Source organism: Morganella psychrotolerans, from assembly GCF_965118875.1.
GTDB classification, from domain to species: domain Bacteria; phylum Pseudomonadota; class Gammaproteobacteria; order Enterobacterales; family Enterobacteriaceae; genus Morganella; species Morganella psychrotolerans_C.
In genome coordinates this window covers 221,742-238,125 of the sequence record NZ_CBCPJD010000002.1, presented here as the reverse complement: position 1 = coordinate 238,125, position 16,384 = coordinate 221,742, and the positions used below count along the sequence as shown (strand labels likewise).

At 50.3% G+C, this 16,384-nt stretch carries 11 protein-coding genes; 3 read left to right on the top strand and 8 right to left on the bottom strand.

Annotated features, from left to right (window positions below; translation table 11 throughout):
- Window positions 1–7: 7 nt before the first annotated feature.
- The 4 genes from ACMHKJ_RS04535 to erpA form a co-directional block, all read right to left on the bottom strand.
- Window positions 8–2,587, bottom strand: coding sequence for a molybdopterin-dependent oxidoreductase (locus ACMHKJ_RS04535; protein ID WP_413492317.1), 2,580 nt, complete (start codon window positions 2,585–2,587; stop codon window positions 8–10).
- 35 nt (window positions 2,588–2,622) lie between these two features.
- Window positions 2,623–3,300, bottom strand: coding sequence for a TorD/DmsD family molecular chaperone (locus tag ACMHKJ_RS04530; protein WP_413492316.1), 678 nt, complete (start codon window positions 3,298–3,300; stop codon window positions 2,623–2,625).
- Window positions 3,290–4,639 carry a radical SAM protein gene (locus tag ACMHKJ_RS04525; RefSeq protein WP_413492315.1) on the bottom strand — a complete coding sequence of 450 codons (1,350 nt, stop codon included), beginning with the start codon at window positions 4,637–4,639 and terminating at the stop codon, window positions 3,290–3,292. The genes ACMHKJ_RS04530 and ACMHKJ_RS04525 overlap by 11 nt, the downstream gene beginning before the upstream one ends.
- Before the next feature lie 663 nt (window positions 4,640–5,302).
- Entirely contained in the window at window positions 5,303–5,647 is a 345-nt protein-coding gene (erpA, locus tag ACMHKJ_RS04520; protein WP_413492313.1) for an iron-sulfur cluster insertion protein ErpA, read from the bottom strand.
- A 364-nt stretch (window positions 5,648–6,011) separates the two neighbouring features.
- Here erpA and hemL point away from each other — a divergent pair, with 364 nt between their 5' ends.
- Window positions 6,012–7,292 carry a glutamate-1-semialdehyde 2,1-aminomutase gene (hemL, locus tag ACMHKJ_RS04515; protein ID WP_413492312.1) on the top strand — a complete coding sequence of 427 codons (1,281 nt, stop codon included), beginning with the start codon at window positions 6,012–6,014 and terminating at the stop codon, window positions 7,290–7,292.
- A gap of 64 nt (window positions 7,293–7,356) precedes the next feature.
- On the opposite strand, the gene dmsD is transcribed toward hemL, so the two are convergent.
- Genes dmsD through ACMHKJ_RS04495 form a run of 4 tightly spaced genes read right to left on the bottom strand, consistent with a single transcriptional unit; the run spans window position 7,357 to window position 11,910 of the window.
- A complete protein-coding gene (gene dmsD, locus ACMHKJ_RS04510; protein WP_413492311.1) occupies window positions 7,357–7,932 on the bottom strand; it encodes a Tat proofreading chaperone DmsD in 576 nt (191 codons plus the stop codon).
- A 12-nt stretch (window positions 7,933–7,944) separates the two neighbouring features.
- Window positions 7,945–8,856 (bottom strand): dimethyl sulfoxide reductase anchor subunit family protein, encoded by a 912-nt coding sequence (locus ACMHKJ_RS04505; RefSeq protein WP_413492310.1) that lies wholly within the window; start codon window positions 8,854–8,856, stop codon window positions 7,945–7,947.
- On the bottom strand, window positions 8,849–9,493 hold the full coding sequence (locus ACMHKJ_RS04500) for a DMSO/selenate family reductase complex B subunit (protein WP_413492309.1): 645 nt from the start codon (window positions 9,491–9,493) through the stop codon (window positions 8,849–8,851). Before ACMHKJ_RS04500 ends, ACMHKJ_RS04505 begins: the two co-directional genes overlap by 8 nt.
- Window positions 9,490–11,910 (bottom strand): DMSO/selenate family reductase complex A subunit, encoded by a 2,421-nt coding sequence (locus tag ACMHKJ_RS04495; RefSeq protein WP_413492308.1) that lies wholly within the window; start codon window positions 11,908–11,910, stop codon window positions 9,490–9,492. The genes ACMHKJ_RS04500 and ACMHKJ_RS04495 overlap by 4 nt, the downstream gene beginning before the upstream one ends.
- Window positions 11,911–12,270: 360 nt before the next feature.
- On the opposite strand from ACMHKJ_RS04495, the gene ACMHKJ_RS04490 reads away from it, so the two are divergent.
- Window positions 12,271–13,056, top strand: coding sequence for an AraC family transcriptional regulator (locus tag ACMHKJ_RS04490; RefSeq protein WP_413492307.1), 786 nt, complete (start codon window positions 12,271–12,273; stop codon window positions 13,054–13,056).
- A 272-nt stretch (window positions 13,057–13,328) separates the two neighbouring features.
- Window positions 13,329–16,376 (top strand): formate dehydrogenase-N subunit alpha, encoded by a 3,048-nt coding sequence (gene fdnG / locus ACMHKJ_RS04485; RefSeq protein ID WP_413492305.1) that lies wholly within the window; start codon window positions 13,329–13,331, stop codon window positions 16,374–16,376.
- Window positions 16,377–16,384: the final 8 nt, after the last annotated feature.

The following is a 16,384-nucleotide window of genomic DNA, read 5'->3' as shown; positions in this document are numbered from 1 at the left end:
GTGCCCCTTATCCGATGATCCGCTGCGGCAGTCGCGCATCTTCTGTCAACTGTTCGCCATGCCATTTTTCGATATTACACAGCATCGTGTTCCATCCGGATGTTCCAAGCCCGGTCGGCACCTGAATAGTCAGTGTGTTATCCGCCCCCGCCATATCAATGCCGGTGGCTTCATCCACATTGGTCCAGCTGCCGTGCGGCAGAGCGATCACGCCGGGTTTCATGGTCTGAGTGACCAGCGCCGGACGCAGAAGTTTACCCTGCGGGCTGGTCACCATAACGGTTTCACCCTGCTTAATATCCAGGCGTTTTGCATCGGAGGCGTTAATATAGACAGGACTCGGCCACTGCTCACGCAGCCACGGCACATTATCCAGCGTACTGTGTGAGCGCCGCAGATAGTGCGGGTTATAGACCTGGAACGGATAATCCCCTTTCTCTTTTTTGGCGAAATCACTGAAACTGGCTTCATAGCCGCTTGCTGACGGAATATACTCAGGAATAGGTGGCAATTCCGTCCAGCCGCACTCTTTCGCTTTCTCAACCAGCGTTTCGCAGTAAATTTCAAACTTACCGCTTGGTGTCGGACGCGGATTTGCCGCCGGGTCGCGGATAAAATCCTCATAAGCAATGTAGCTGTAGTTATCATCCGCCGTGCGCTCTACCTGATACTTCCCTTTGGTCAGGAATTCATTGAGCGTGATGCGCCCTTCCTGCGGCGTACCGGTGACCTGCCATTCATCAATATCTGCCTGAGTGACCGTAAACAGCGGTGCTTTGGTAATACCGTCTTCCGTGATGATAGTGGCACCATTCAGCTTATTGAAAAACTGCTGTTTTTCGGAGATCGGGAAGATCTCATCCACATTCACACCCAGACGTTTGCCCAGTTCTTTGGCGATCCACTGATCACTTTTCGCCTCATACAGCGGAGGAGTGACATTCACCGCAGCAATGATAACTTCGCGGTTACTCGGGTTAAGAATGGTTCCCTCGCGCTCCCACTCTGTCGTCACCGGCAGGATCAGGTCAGAATATTTCGCACAGGTATGCGGGACATACGCGGCGGTCGCGATAAACTCAACCCCCTGACGATAGGCTTCAATTCCCTGCATGATATTAGCGCGGGTCTGTAAAGTGGCGTTAAACGGATGAAAAATCATCTGAATATTGGCATCCACATCACCCGTACCGCGCTGACGGAATTTTTTCTCCAACAGTGCGCGGTTCAGTTCGTTGTGATTAATTTTCAGGCTGACCGGGTTTTTCACCGCAGGCAACCCATTTGCCCCGGCAACCACCAGCCGCGTTCCGTTATTACCCGCAGCAAAGTGACAACTCACCCCGGTCATACGACCCGGACGCCCCATATGCCCGGTCATAAATCCGAGTGTTGAAAACGCCTGAACCCATCCTTCACCGTTATGAATACGGGCAGGCGCCCAGCCGGTTAACAGCGCCACCCGCTGTGTGCCGCCGATCTGGCGGGCAAGCGAACGGATATCAGATGCAGAAATTCCGGTAATATCCGATGCCCATTCAGGGGTTTTCGGCTCACCGCTGTAGGTTCCCAGCAGGTAATCTTTGAAGTTTTTCTGACGATCCGCACCCGCAGGCATATTGGTTTCATCAAAGCCCACTGTGCAGCGGCGCAGGAAATCCCAGTCAATCAGCGGGTTAGCCGGGCTATCCATCTCCAGCAGTGCGGACATAATGCCCAGCGCCAGTGCGTGATCGGTTCCCGGGTTGATTGGATACCAGTCTGCATCCATCAGTTCTGCCGTTGCCGTATAGCTCGGATCAATACTGATAAAACGCGCACCGGCTTTTTTCGCCTGATAATAGTTATACGTCGGGCTGCCCGGGCTGCTCCAGGCCGGGTTTGCGCCCCACATCACGATCAGTTGTGAATTGCGCATATCAAAACGATCATTGGTGCCGAAGGTGTAAAATCCTTCCAGCAATCCCAGATGTGCCGGGGTTTCAAACCAGGCGCCCCAGGAGGTGGTTCCCCAGTCACCGGTAAAACCACCCGCTTTGGCGAACACACTCTGGAAATCCGTACCATTACCGCCGGTCACCCAGAGAGATTCGTTGCCGTGTTGCCCGGTGATCCGCTTTGTTTCGGAGGCGACGATATTCAGTGCCTCATCCCAGCTGATGCGCACCCACTGGTCACGCCCGCGCAGAGTTTTATCCCCGCCGCCCGCCGCCCAGCCTTTGCGTTTCATCGGGTATTTCAGGCGATCAGCACCGAAAACCTGTTTGCGCTGAGAGCGCCCGCGCAGACACCCGCGCTGCTGCGGGAAGTCGGGTGAATCGGCAACCACATCATCGGTTTTTTGTCTGACTACCACGCCATCAACAACCAGCGCTTTGTTTACACAGCGCCCGCCGCAATTATGCCAGCAGGCGACCGGTTTCCACTGCCCTTTGGCAGCCGTTCCGGTGACGGGGGTTGTTTTTTCCGGTGCCGGTGTTGCAGCATGAAGTTGTCTGCTTAACGGCAGCGCTGCCATAGCTGATGCCGCTGTCGTCCATTTTACAAATGAACGGCGGGTTAAGCCTGTTTTTTGTCTGTCTGACATTGCTCATACCTCATCATCAGGTTTTAAAATTATTATTATAAGTTTATTAATTCATTGATTTTTTTGTGATCGTTACGGGTGAAAACTTCAAGAAGAATACTGAACTGACGATAAAACACCGTCTCTGCGTGATTATTCAGTTCACGGCAGAACGACGTCATAAAGGCCAGTAAATGTGCCTGCATAAATTCTGCTGACGCCTGCAACGGCGCGTTAATGTCCTCAATCTGTCCGCTATCAAGCGCCTGTGAGGCTTTCACACTCAAATTCCACAGAAAATCAAGCTCATAGCCGATATGATCGGCGGCTTCATACTCTGTTTCCGGCAGATGAAAACCATGCTGCTGATAAAAGGTTTTGACACTCAGGGTGCTTTCCTGGAACAGCAATTTATCCCGCGAGACATACACTGACTCCCAGGGCGCGGCAGGAGGGGATTCAGGCCCGATAAATAACCGGGTAAAATCCCAGTGCAGAGCTTCAAAATCTGATGCTCCGCTTTTAAGCATGCGGGTGTTCAAATCATTCTGCATTGCATCCAGCGCAGTCTGCATGGCTGGCAGGCTTTCATCCGCGGGAAACAGAGACAGCCCCTCATCGCGCAGGTAAATAAGCAGTTCTGCTGTCGGCTCTTCTGTCAGCAAACGGCGCAATACGTCATAAGCAAACTGACGCGCATACAGATAATCAAGTTCCCGGCTGTCACTGCTCACATACACCTCCGTGTATATCATCAGGCGAAAATTCAGCGGGTGTGGTGAATTCCACCCGCACTTCTTTAATTAACGGATTACCCTGCCCGTCGTCTTCCGCAATATGGGACGTCAGCACAACTGGCAGATCGGGGAAAGGAGTCAGGTGCATAATCGATTCAGGATTGAATTGTAAAAAACCATGCAGAATATCTTCATAAAACGGCAGACCGGCCTCACGCAGGATAGCGGCGACACATGAACAATCGTCACCGAATACCTTGGCGCTTTTGAAAAAATAATCACGGGGAGAAAAAAGATAATGCGGACCGGCGCTGAGAAACGCATTGCTCTGATACACCTGCCCGGTATGTTTGTTTTCCAGCGAACAATAATGCACGCCGGGGGAAAGATTATTTTCCAGGGCAAATTTCAGCACCCGCAAACAGGCAAGTTCACTGTCCGCAACCGCCAGTCCGCCCGCGTACCAATAATTGTAATACACCTCATAAGGCGGATTTTTCAGCGTGAAACCCCGCGTCTGATATTCAGGACTGTTGGCCAGCGGAAAGCAGAACTCCAGCAGATTAATACCATCGATGCCGATAGCATCCAGTTTCAGCAGCAGTTCATTCATCTGTTCTTCACTGCCCGGGATAACCGGCATCTCCACCATGACGTCAGGGAAAATCTCCCGCGCCAGCGCGATACGGCTGAGTACTTTTTCCAGTTTTTCCGGCGGATCATCAATTTTGATACTGAAACGCACCTCTTTCAGACCCGCTTCCGCCAGCGCCAGTGCAGTATTGCGATCCAACGGATCACCTGCGGTGTAGAGTCTTGTATGAACGCCGGGCAGTTTTTCCTGCACTGTCTCAAAGAAACGGATACTTTCCTGACGGAACAACAGCGGCTCGCCGCCGGTCAGTGCAATGTGGCTCAGCGGATAGCCCTCTTGCGCAATCGCATTCACCTCACCAATGGCATCACGCATTTCATGCTGAAAACCATCGTAATTTTCCTGGTTCGGATTGAAGCAAAAATAGCAGTCGCGGTGGCATTTCAGAGATAAAAACGTGGTATAGCTGCCCTCTCCCGTGCGGCATTGCACACAGGCGCCGGACAGCCATTTGCTGTGGATACTTTTACCGTTATTCGAAAACGTTGCCCCCAGCGCCTTCACCTCGCGGCGCAGTAGATCAATCTGCGCCTGACGCCGGTGTGGCGCTTCAAATACCAGCCCATACTGCGCGATCGCCTGCTGCGTCTGTTTTTCAATATCGAGATAGCGCTGTGCGTAGCGCTGCAATGTGCTGTTGCGATAAGTGCTCAGGCATTGTTCCGTCAGCGGGTAAATCATGGCTGTTCCTTTACGTATATTGCCGGGGACAGTCGGCGGGTGTCACGATGTGATGGTTAACAGCCGGTGATGTAATTCCCGCCGGATTATTCTCATATTTACGGAGGAGTAGATGTAATATTTTTACATCTTTAGTGTAGAGGAATGAAATATAAGGTTATTGAGCAGGATCAAAAATGTTTTCACCTTTATTACCCTGTTATTAGTTTACGCTATAAACTAAAACACATATCGGGTGTGGTGAATAATTAATATCATTAATATAACAACAAACTGAAGATGGAATTTAATTAATTAAAAATCAATAAGTAACAAATGATTATTGGTTTTTGTATAATATGAAGATGTCGTATAAAGTAGAAAATATTTTATTTAATTCACTATTTCATTATCAAACCAGGCAGATTTAAAATAATATTATTTTGTTTCATTTTGTTAATTTACCCGTATTAATAACAATCAACTGACATACATATACTGTTATTCATAATATGAAAATATCTTATTTCAGCCGGAGATTCTTTATTTACCGACATACCGGAATAATATAGCACTAATACACCTGTTAACTCTGCGCAACATCTGTCCCGTAGTATTATTCACTTTTTACCTGATAAAAAACGGACGCCTGAGCGTCCGTTCTGATAGCTGCCGGTAATTCAATCAGACACTGAATGAAGAACCACAGCCGCAGGTTGTTTTGGCATTCGGGTTAGTGACGATAAACCGCGAGCCTTCCAGCCCTTCGGTATAATCCACACAACCGCCGACCAGATATTGCAGGCTCATCGGATCAACCACCAGCGCCACACCTTCTTTCTCGATAGTCATGTCGCCGTCATTCATGGCATCATCAAAGGTGAAACCATACTGAAACCCGCTGCACCCGCCGCCGGTGATATAAACACGCAGGCGCAGGTTCGGATTTTCTTCATCCGAAATCAGGATTTTTACTTTTTTAGCTGCCGCATCCGTAAATTGCAGGGGCAGTGCTGAATCATCGCTCATTTATTACTCCAGACTGGCCGCGACCAGTAAACACACTCAGAAAGCTGTCAGCTCCCGGACATTATTATCAATTATCTACCACCTAACAGAATCGTTCAAGTTTCGCCACACATAAAGAACAGTAACCATATTATTAATAAGGATATAATCCTCACAAGAATAATGTGACAAGTTGGATTCAGCAGCGCTCTCCATTACACTATACCCAACGTCATTCAAGATGCAGGCAGGCGACAAGGGAAAACAGACGGGGAGCATACATCAGTATGTGACCCGGCTGGCTGACCGCGGCCAACGAACCTGCAGTTTGAATGAATAAGGGTGTATCACCAACTTTCCGCTCACTGACTGACAGGAGCCCTGCATGAGCCGTTCCGAAACCTTGTATACCGAAGCACAGCACTTTATCCCCGGCGGAGTAAACTCCCCGGTCCGCGCGTTTAACGGCGTCGGCGGCACCCCGCTGTTTATTGAACGCGCCAACGGGGCGTATATCTATGATGTCGACGGTAAAGCCTACATTGACTATGTCGGCTCCTGGGGGCCGATGGTGCTGGGTCATAATCACCCGGCTATCCGCACCGCCGTTATCAAAGCGGTTGAAAAGGGTCTGAGTTTCGGCGCACCGACGGCTGATGAAGTGGAAATGGCAAAATTTGTCACCGAACTGGTGCCGTCCATGGATATGGTACGCATGGTGAACTCCGGAACGGAAGCGACCATGAGTGCTATCCGCCTGGCGCGTGGTTACACCGCCCGCGATAAAATCATCAAGTTTGAAGGTTGCTATCACGGGCACGCAGACTGTCTGTTAGTCAAAGCCGGTTCCGGCGCACTGACTATCGGTCAGCCAAACTCACCGGGTGTCCCGGCGGATTTCGCCAAACACACGCTGACCTGCACCTATAATGACCTGTATTCTGTCCGCGAAGCCTTTGAAAAACATCCTCACGATGTTGCCTGTATTATTGTCGAGCCGGTTGCCGGTAATATGAACTGCATTCCGCCGGCAGCAGATTTCCTGCCGGGACTGCGTGCATTGTGTGATGAATTCGGCGCACTGCTGATTATCGATGAAGTGATGACAGGCTTTCGTGTCGCCCTCGGCGGCGCACAGGCGTATTATGATGTTGAACCGGATCTGACCTGCCTGGGTAAAATTATCGGCGGCGGAATGCCGGTCGGTGCATTTGGCGGGCGTGGTGAGATCATGGAGAAACTCGCACCGACAGGCCCGGTTTACCAGGCAGGCACTCTCTCCGGTAATCCAATTGCCATGGCGGCCGGTCTTGCTTGCTTGCAGGAAATTTCACAGCCGGGTGTGCATCAGCGTCTGACTGAACTGACAGAAATGCTGGCAGAAGGTCTGACTGCGAAAGCACAGAAAGCGGGCATTCCGTTTGTGGTCAATCATGTCGGCGGAATGTTCGGCATGTTCTTTACTGATTCGCCGACTGTCACCTGCTATCAGGATGTGATGAATTGTGATGTGGAACGCTTCAAAAAGTTCTTCCATCTGATGCTCGAAAAAGGCATTTATCTCGCACCATCCGCCTTTGAAGCCGGGTTTATGTCTGTCGCACACAGTGATGAAGATATCCGCAAAACCATTGATGCTGCCGCTTACGCGTTTTCGAAACTGTAACTGCTGCAAGCTGACGCCCGGTGATTATACCGGGCGTTTTTACAGTGAAATAAAATTCAATAAGTTACTTCTGCTTTACAAATGTACGAACCGTCACCAGCGCCAGTTGTGTCAGTGCTGAATAAAACGGACTGTGTCCGTGAGCATTAAGGCGTTCTGCGTAATGAGGCAGCCAGGTGAGCAGATGCTGACTCAGCAGTGTATTTACCGCTGGTGCCCGCATTTCTGATGCCAATACTGCCGCCTGAAATAAAATCAGCCCGATGTGATCCGCCGGTTCCGGATATGCCGTGCTGAGTTTCAGCCTTTCCTGCTTTAAAAATGCATTCAGTGCCAGCGTGGAATCCCCCTGTAACAACCCTTCCGCATCCTGGTAAACCGAGCCCCACGGCGGCGCCGGTAGTGCCCCTGGACCGGCAAACAAATTCTGCCAGGCCGCTTTCAGTGTTTCTGATCCACAACCGGCTGAACTGCTTAACTGTGTGCGGAGCGCCTCATCCACCTCACAGGGCCATTGCTGCGCAAACCCCGGCTGAGTAAACAGTCGCATAGCAACGCGGTTACTGTCATCATCCGGTGAGAACAGATAACAAATACCCAGCACGTTAAATGCCGCCGCATAATGGGAGATCTTACTCATCAGGCGCTCCCGTCAGGCATGAATATAATAGAAGACATAACGCAGCATAAATTCTGCAATAATGGTCAGCAGACACCCGGTAAGAAACAAACCGCCCGCTGTCTGAAACTCTGTATTCTGCCTTTTCGATACCCTTGCGCGAACCAAGGCGATGCCACACAAAAGCAGCCCGGTAACCGCCATAATCCAGGTACATATCCGCAGCCCGGCAATGCTGTAATAGGCGGTGATTGGTGAGAGCGGAAAAGTAACCGACTTCTGCGATAACTGCGTGACGGTCAGCCAGTGCTCATAAAATGGCTGATACAACAAACGACAGGTCAGGCTTACCGTCATCACACTCCACAGCAGCCATAAACGGGATACTGACAGAAAATCTGCCGGGACAATAATCCCGGCTTTCTGACCAAAACGCTGAACAAACATCATCAGCAACACATACAGCGCCGCACCGAGGCTCAGCATGGTGGCGAAAAACATCAGATAGGTATTGGCATCATTCCACGTCAGAATCGAGGTATAGCGATAAATCGACGCCATACAGTAAATGTCAGCCAAACCAATCGCCATTGCCGCGCCAAACAACAGGAAAGAGAGTTTTCCCGACTTCCACAACCAGAGAAGCGTCACCCCCTGACTGCCGACAAATGCTGCGGTCACCACCACTTCACGGCTGAGCCAGGCGGTGAATACATTATTAATAGCATTCGGGGCATTTAACGGCACACCAAGGTGAGTGATTGATGCCACTGATCCGATCCCCGCAATAATGCAGATAATAAAGATTGTCAGCATCATCATGCGTTTAAAACTGTCTGCCGTGAGGCGGCGGGAGAGCGGTGCGGCAAACACCCCGCTCACAACGCACAACCCCACCGCCGCATTCATCATGTAAGTGAAAATTAAAAGCGACCACTCATTCATTTTCTTTTCTCTCACTGTTTATGTCATCAAAACGTGCCCCGTGATGCGCATTGATCACCAGGTTTGGCTGTGTAATGGACGGATCAGGCAGACCGGTCACATAATCCAGATCTCCGTATTTCGCCCGCAATTCATCAATCGGCCCGAACTGAATCGCGCCCAGCGGACAAGTGCTGACACATACCGGCTGCTCACCTTTTTGTTGTAAATCGATGCAAAAATCGCATTTCGACATCTGTTTGGTTTCCGGGTTCATCTGCGGCGCACCATACGGACAAGACCACGCACAGGCACCACAGCCGACACATTTATCTGTATTGACCATCACGATACCGTCACCTTCGCGCTTGTGCATTGCTGTCGTCGGGCAGTTGCGGACACAAATCGGGTCTTTGCAGTGGTTGCAGGAAATGGAGAGCGTGTAAGCAAATACATTGTTGATCAACGCACCATTTTTGTTACGGCTGTAACCACCACCAGTCATTTCATACACGCGGCGGAAACGGCGTCCGACATCTAAATTGTTTTTGTCTTTACAGGCAACCTGACAGGCTTTGCAGCCGGAACAGCGGGCAGAATCAATATAAAACCCTAACTGTTTTTCACTGACTGCCGGATAAATAATGAATTTATTCATACTTTTTCCACCTCAACTAATAGTGTCTGATGCGCGTTGCCATGAGCCAGCGCCGTACTGCGTGACGAGGTAAGCACATTGGCGCAGCCGCCCTGATCAACGCCGTTACTGTCCGGCAGCCACCAGGCACCTGCCTGGAGTGCAACCACACCCGGCATAATTCGTTGGGTAATTTTTACCGGGATCATAGTGATGCCGCGCTCGTTATAGATCTTCACTTTGTCGCCGTCATTAATACGGCGCTCTTGTGCGTCAAACGGGTTGATCCACAGTTCCTGGCGCTGCACTTCCTGCAACCAGGGGTTGGCGAACTGCGTAGAGTTTGCGCGGTTCCGCCCTTTCCAGGTGATTAATTGCAGCGGATAGGTTGTGGTAAGCGTATCTTCCGGACCTTCAACCGCAGGTACATAATGGGAGAGCGCCGGAATTTCCGGGTTATCCATGTCATACAGACGTTTGGAGAAAATTTCGATTTTACCGGACGGAGTCGGGAACGGATTGTTTTCGATATCCCGGATATTCTTTTCAAACGCCACATTCTGCGTATGCGGACGGTGTGTTAATAAATGACGACGTTTGACCAGCAGTTCATCAAAGAACGGAATATTATCTTCCGGACGCTTAGCTGCCGCATCATTTACCAAGAATTCAATCCAGTCACGATCAGTGCGGTGACCGGCGGTAAACTCATCATATACACCCAGTTTTTCTGCTACTTCACATAACCAGTCATAATCTGTGCGGCGCTCAAAATCCGGTTCAATCGCTTTTTCCGAGAGGATCAGGTAATCGCCGTAACTCCAGGTGCCGCCGATATTCCAGCGCTCCAGAAAACTGGTTTCCGGCAGCAGCAGATCGGCATATTTCGCACTCGGCGTCAGATAGAGATCACTGCACACGATAAACTCAACCTTCGATTCATCCTCCAGCACTTTTGCGGCATACAGAATGTCTGTGTTCTGATTTGTCATGTAGTTACCCGCCATCGAGAAGATCATTTTGATCTCTGTACCGAGTTTCTCTGCATTTTTCAGGCCGTTTGCCGGTGTGACCAGATTTTTGTCTTCACACGCCTGCACCCAGTTGGTGATATTGATTTTTTCTTTAACCGGATTATCAAACAGCGACGGTCCGGAAATGGTTTTGCGCAGATCCGGATTCAGTGCCATGCCGTAACCGGCCGCCCAACCGCCGCGTACACCCACGTTTCCGGTGATCGTTGCCAGCAAAGTGGCACCCCGGGCGCTGCGCTCGCCACAGATATGGCGCTGCGGTCCCCAGCCCTGCATGAGCACCGCCGGTTTGGTTGAGGCATATTCACGCGCCAGTTGGCGGATAGTGTCCGCCGGGACTTTAGTGATTTTCTCTGCCCATTCAGGCGTTTTGGCGATACCGTCTTTTTCCCCGGTCAGGTACGCCACCAACGATTCATTATCAGCAACGCCTTCCGGCATCTGACCTTCACTGAATCCCAGGGTATATTTGTTGATAAATGTCTGATCGTGGAGGTTTTCTGTCACGATGACATACATCATCGCATCCATCATGGCGTTATCTGTAGTCGGCAGAATCGGTATCCATTGATCCGCCAGAGAAGAGGCGGTATCGGAATAGCGCGGGTCAACGACAATAAATTTTGTGCCGTTCTTTTTCATCTTCTGGAAATAGTGGTTGCTGTGCCCGAAAATCGTTTCGTTAGGGTTATGCCCCCACAAAATCACCAGCGGGGTATTTTCAAGTGTATCCAGTGTACTGCCGCTGGCAGACGTGCCGTAGGTGTACGGCGTTGCCGTCATGGTATTGCCGTTACTGACCGAGTGATAATTTTCCAGAAATCCGCCGGTCAGGTTAAACAGGCGGCGCAGCATATTGGCCCCGGAGAAAATCCCGCCTGTCACCCCGGTACTCAGGCTGACAAAGCGCGATGCCGGACCGTATTTGTCACTGATCCGCTGCCATTGCTGCGCAATCAGTGATGTTGCCTCTTCCCGGCTGATCCGCTCAAAGCGCCCTTCACCCCGTTTACCAACGCGTTTCATCGGGTATTTCAGGCGATCAGGGTGATAGATAAATTTCCGGTAACCGCGCCCGCGTACGCAGGCACGCATGATTGGCATATCTTCATTCAAATCAGCATCCGGGCGCGTCGTGATACGGATAGCCTGACCATCTTTGATATGAGCGCGGATATCACACTTGCCGCCACAGTCAAAACTGCTGCATGTGGGAATAACCCGCACGCCGTCATCCACCGGATGCACAGGAATGTGAGCCGGATCAGGTGAAACGGAAGCAATACTTTCTGATGCCAGAAATGGCACCGCAGATAATACAGAACTGACCTGTATAAAGCGCCGGCGGCTTATTTCACCGATAGCGCCGGAACCTTCATTATCATGGCCGGATTGATGACTCATAATGGATTTACCCCGGATGAGAAACAGAGAGCGGTATTTAAAAACAGAAAATAATAAATAATATTTAATTTTAAATGACCGGAAATAACGCCGCACCCCCGGTAACACATTAATAACCGGAAGTAATCAGAATCTGAATAAACAGAATGGCGGCAGCAAAATGGTAATGGATTAATATATTGCTGCCATACGCAAACCGGACAAGGACATTTGAATTTCAGCCTCTTTTTGCCTGCTGTTAATTTAATGCGTTATAGTTGTTGCTCAAAACACCCGAATGTATACCCTTATTCATTCAAACTACAAATTCGTTGGCTGCAGGCAATCATCTTCAGTCAGAAAATGGGGAGTACATCACTTATGAGAAATATTCCGTTAAAAAGCGTGGATAATATTGCGCGGGATGTCATCGCGCTCGGAACCGATTATCTGCCGGATACCCTGCTGGAGTACCATTCTCACCGGCGGGCGCAGTTTCTCTACCCCGCTACAGGGCTGATTGAGGTCAGTACCGCAGGCGGTGAATGGGTTATTCCGCCCTCTTGCGGCGTGTGGATCCCGCAACAGGTTGCCCACGAAACCCGCATGTTGAATGTCAGTACCCGCAGCTTATATATCGAACCGGCGGCAAAGCCGCGTCACTCAGCAGATTGCGAAGTCCTGAGTGTCTCTCCGCTGTTGCGCCAGTTACTGCTTGAAGCCGCTGATGTGCCCGCCGAATATGATATTCAGGGACGTGACGGAATGTTGATGCAGCTGATCCTCTGTGAACTTAGCCGCGCCCGGCCCTTGCCATTTTTCGTCCCCGTTCCCCGGGATGAAAAGCTCGGCCTTATGTGCCGTGAGTTTATACGCAGCCCGGTGATAACCTCTCAGCCCGGCGCCTGGGCTGAAAAACTGCATAAAAGTGAGCGATCATTCAGCCGGTTTTTCCGCACACAAACCGGGATGTCATTTTCGCAGTGGCGTCAGCAGGCGTGCCTGCTTAATTCTCTTTCTCATATATTATCGGGAAAATCGATTACAGAAATTGCTTATGATCTTGGCTATAATAGCGCGGGGGCTTTTTCTATTATGTTTAAGAAACAAATGGGTCAGTCACCTTCCCATTTTAAAGTGGATGAAATGGATATCCGGCATTTTTAATTTGTCTTTTCTGACATTTAAACTTATTATGACACCGAAGTTAAAGTTGATTTAATTCATCCCCTCTGTGAGCAGATATTTATATTAATTGATCTGCGTCAATTGCGAAGAAGTAACTACTACTTTGTGATTATTCAAATTGTGCTTAATCTCCCGATTAATTTTAATTAAACATTAAAGTTCACTTTCATTGATTTCAGGCAATATAAATTCAACCTTTGCTGATATTCTCCTCATGATTTTTTACAAATATATAAAAAAAAGAGGATGCGATGAATTTCAGCCGCAGACAGTTCTTTAAGATTTGTGCGGGCGGGCTGGCCGGAACCACAGCCGCCGCGTTAGGCTTTATGCCGTCAATAGCAATGTCTAATGTACGGGAATACAAATTACTCCGCTCGAAAGAGACCAGGAACACCTGTACCTATTGTTCAGTCGGGTGCGGATTGCTGATGTACAGCATGGGCGATGGTGCCATGAATGCTAAATCAGCGATTTTCCACGTCGAGGGTGACCCTGATCATCCGGTTAACCGCGGGGCATTATGCCCGAAAGGTGCCGGTTTACTTGATTATATCCACAGTAACAGCCGTCTGCGCTACCCTGAATACCGGGCTCCCGGCTCAGATAAGTGGCAGCGTATCAGCTGGGATAATGCCTTTGAGCGTATCGCCCGCCTGATGAAAGCTGACCGTGATGCCAACTTCATTGAAAAAAACAACGAAGGCACCACGGTTAACCGGTGGCTGACAACGGGAATGCTTTGCGCTTCCGCTGCCAGTAATGAAACCGGCATGTTAACCCAGAAATTTACCCGCTCCCTCGGGATGCTGGCAGTTGATAACCAAGCGCGTGTCTGACACGGACCAACGGTAGCAAGTCTTGCTCCAACATTTGGTCGCGGTGCGATGACCAACCACTGGGTTGATATCAAAAATGCCAATGTCGTTGTGGTCATGGGCGGGAATGCGGCAGAAGCGCATCCTGTCGGATTCCGCTGGGCGATGGAAGCTAAAAATAATAACGATGCTACGCTGATCGTGGTTGACCCGCGCTTTACGCGGACGGCCTCCGTCGCGGATCATTATATTCCTATCCGTTCGGGTACTGATATTACCTTCCTTTCCGGGGTTATTCTGTATCTGACAGAGAACGGGAAATTCCATGACGAGTATGTGCGCCATTATACCAATGCCGCATTACTGGTTCGTGAGGATTTCACTTTTGATGACGGCTTATTCAGTGGTTATGATGCTGAAAAACGCCGCTATGACAAAGCAACCTGGAACTACCAGTTTGATGAAAATGGTCATGCGCTGCGCGATGATACACTTGAAAACCCGCGCTGTGTCTGGAACCTGATGAAAGAACATGTATCCCGCTATACGCCGGATATGGTTGAGAAAATTTGCGGTACGCCAAAAACGGATTTCCTCAAAGTGTGCGAAATCCTGGCCTCTACCAGCCCGGCGAACCGCGCAGCCACGTTCCTGTATGCCTTAGGCTGGACTCAGCACACCGTTGGTGCGCAGAACATCCGTACTATGGCAATGATCCAGTTACTGCTCGGAAATATGGGTGTGGCAGGCGGTGGTGTTAATGCCCTGCGTGGACACTCAAATATCCAGGGTCTGACTGATCTCGGTCTGCTTTCGACCAGCCTGCCGGGCTATCTGACACTGCCGTCAGAGAAACAGACGGATATCACCAGCTACCTGAAAGCGAATACACCGAAAGCGACACTGCCGAACCAGGTGAACTACTGGAGCAACTATCCTAAGTTCTTTGTCAGTCTGATGAAATCCTTCTATGGTGATGCGGCTACGCCGGAAAACCAGTGGGGCTATGACTGGCTGCCGAAATGGGATCAGGCGTATGACGTGCTGAAGTATTTCGACATGATGAATAAGAATGAGATAACCGGTTACATCTGTCAGGGCTTCAACCCGGTTGCCTCTTTCCCGGACAAAAACAAAGTCGTCGGTTGCCTGAGCAAACTTAAGTACCTGATAACTATCGATCCGCTGGTTACAGAAACCTCAAATTTCTGGCAGAACCACGGTGAGATGAATGATGTGGATACCGCATCAATTCAGACAGAAGTGTTCCGTCTGCCATCCACCTGTTTTGCTGAGGAAGATGGTTCCATTGCCAACTCCGGGCGCTGGTTACAGTGGCACTGGAAAGCAGCAGATGCCCCGGGCGAAGCGCGCAACGATGGTCAGATCCTTGCCGGTATTCTTTATAAGATCCGTGAATTATATGAAGAAGAAGGCGGTAAAGGCGTTGATCAGCTGATGAAGATGTCGTGGGATTACAAGCGTAAATTCCATCCGGAATCTGACGAAGTTGCCCGCGAAAATAACGGTGTTGCTCTGGAAGACCTTTTTGATGCCGACGGTAATCTATTGGCGAAAAAAGGTGCACTTCTCAGTACCTTTGCACACCTGCGCGATGATGGTACCACCGCGTCCTCCTGCTGGATCTACACTGGCAGCTGGACGGAGAAAGGTAACCAGATGGCGAACCGGGATAACAGCGATCCTTCCGGTATCGGCAATACGCTGGGCTGGGCATGGGCATGGCCGCTGAACCGCCGCGTTATCTACAACCGCGCATCTGCGGATCCGCAGGGTAAACCGTGGGATAAAAACCGCGTGCTTATCGAGTGGAACGGCAAGAAATGGGTCGGTAATGATATCCCGGACTTCAACACCTCTGCGCCGGAAGTCGGTACAGGGCCATTTATCATGCAACCGGAAGGCTTAGGCCGCCTGTTTGCTATTGATAAAATGGCGGAAGGTCCGTTCCCGGAACACTATGAGCCGTTTGAAACACCACTCGGGACGAACCCGCTTCACCCGAATGTGATTTCTAACCCGGCCGCCCGTATCTTTGAAGATGACAAAAAACGCCTGGGCAGTCATACCGAGTTCCCTTATGTGGGTACGACGTACCGCCTGACCGAGCATTTCCACACCTGGACCAAACACGCGCGGCTTAATGCTATCGCGCAGCCGGAACAGTTTGTCGAAATCAGTGAAACACTGGGTGAAGCCAAAGGGATCAGCAGTGGCGATAAAGTGAAAGTCAGCAGCAAACGCGGCTTTATCCGCGCCGTTGCCGTCGTCACAGCGCGCCTGCAAACTCTGATGGTGGACGGAAAACCCATCGAAACGGTCGGTATCCCGATTCACTGGGGCTTCGAAGGTGCGACACAAAAAGGCTTTATCGCCAATACACTGACGCCGGGAGTCGGTGACGCCAACTCACAAACGCCTGAATTTAAAGCGTTTTTAGTTAACATCGAGAAGGCGTAAGGAGGAAT

Bases quoted from the DNA above. Each gene is read 5' to 3' on its own strand.
- ACMHKJ_RS04535 (WP_413492317.1), bottom strand. From the start codon at position 2,587: ATGTCAGACAGACAAAAAACAGGCTTAACCCGCCGTTCATTTGTAAAA.
- ACMHKJ_RS04525 (WP_413492315.1), bottom strand. From the start codon at position 4,639: ATGATTTACCCGCTGACGGAACAATGCCTGAGCACTTATCGCAACAGC.
- erpA (WP_413492313.1), bottom strand. From the start codon at position 5,647: ATGAGCGATGATTCAGCACTGCCCCTGCAATTTACGGATGCGGCAGCT.
- hemL (WP_413492312.1), top strand. From the start codon at position 6,012: ATGAGCCGTTCCGAAACCTTGTATACCGAAGCACAGCACTTTATCCCC.
- dmsD (WP_413492311.1), bottom strand. From the start codon at position 7,932: ATGAGTAAGATCTCCCATTATGCGGCGGCATTTAACGTGCTGGGTATT.
- ACMHKJ_RS04505 (WP_413492310.1), bottom strand. From the start codon at position 8,856: ATGAATGAGTGGTCGCTTTTAATTTTCACTTACATGATGAATGCGGCG.
- ACMHKJ_RS04500 (WP_413492309.1), bottom strand. From the start codon at position 9,493: ATGAATAAATTCATTATTTATCCGGCAGTCAGTGAAAAACAGTTAGGG.
- ACMHKJ_RS04495 (WP_413492308.1), bottom strand. From the start codon at position 11,910: ATGAGTCATCAATCCGGCCATGATAATGAAGGTTCCGGCGCTATCGGT.
- ACMHKJ_RS04490 (WP_413492307.1), top strand. From the start codon at position 12,271: ATGAGAAATATTCCGTTAAAAAGCGTGGATAATATTGCGCGGGATGTC.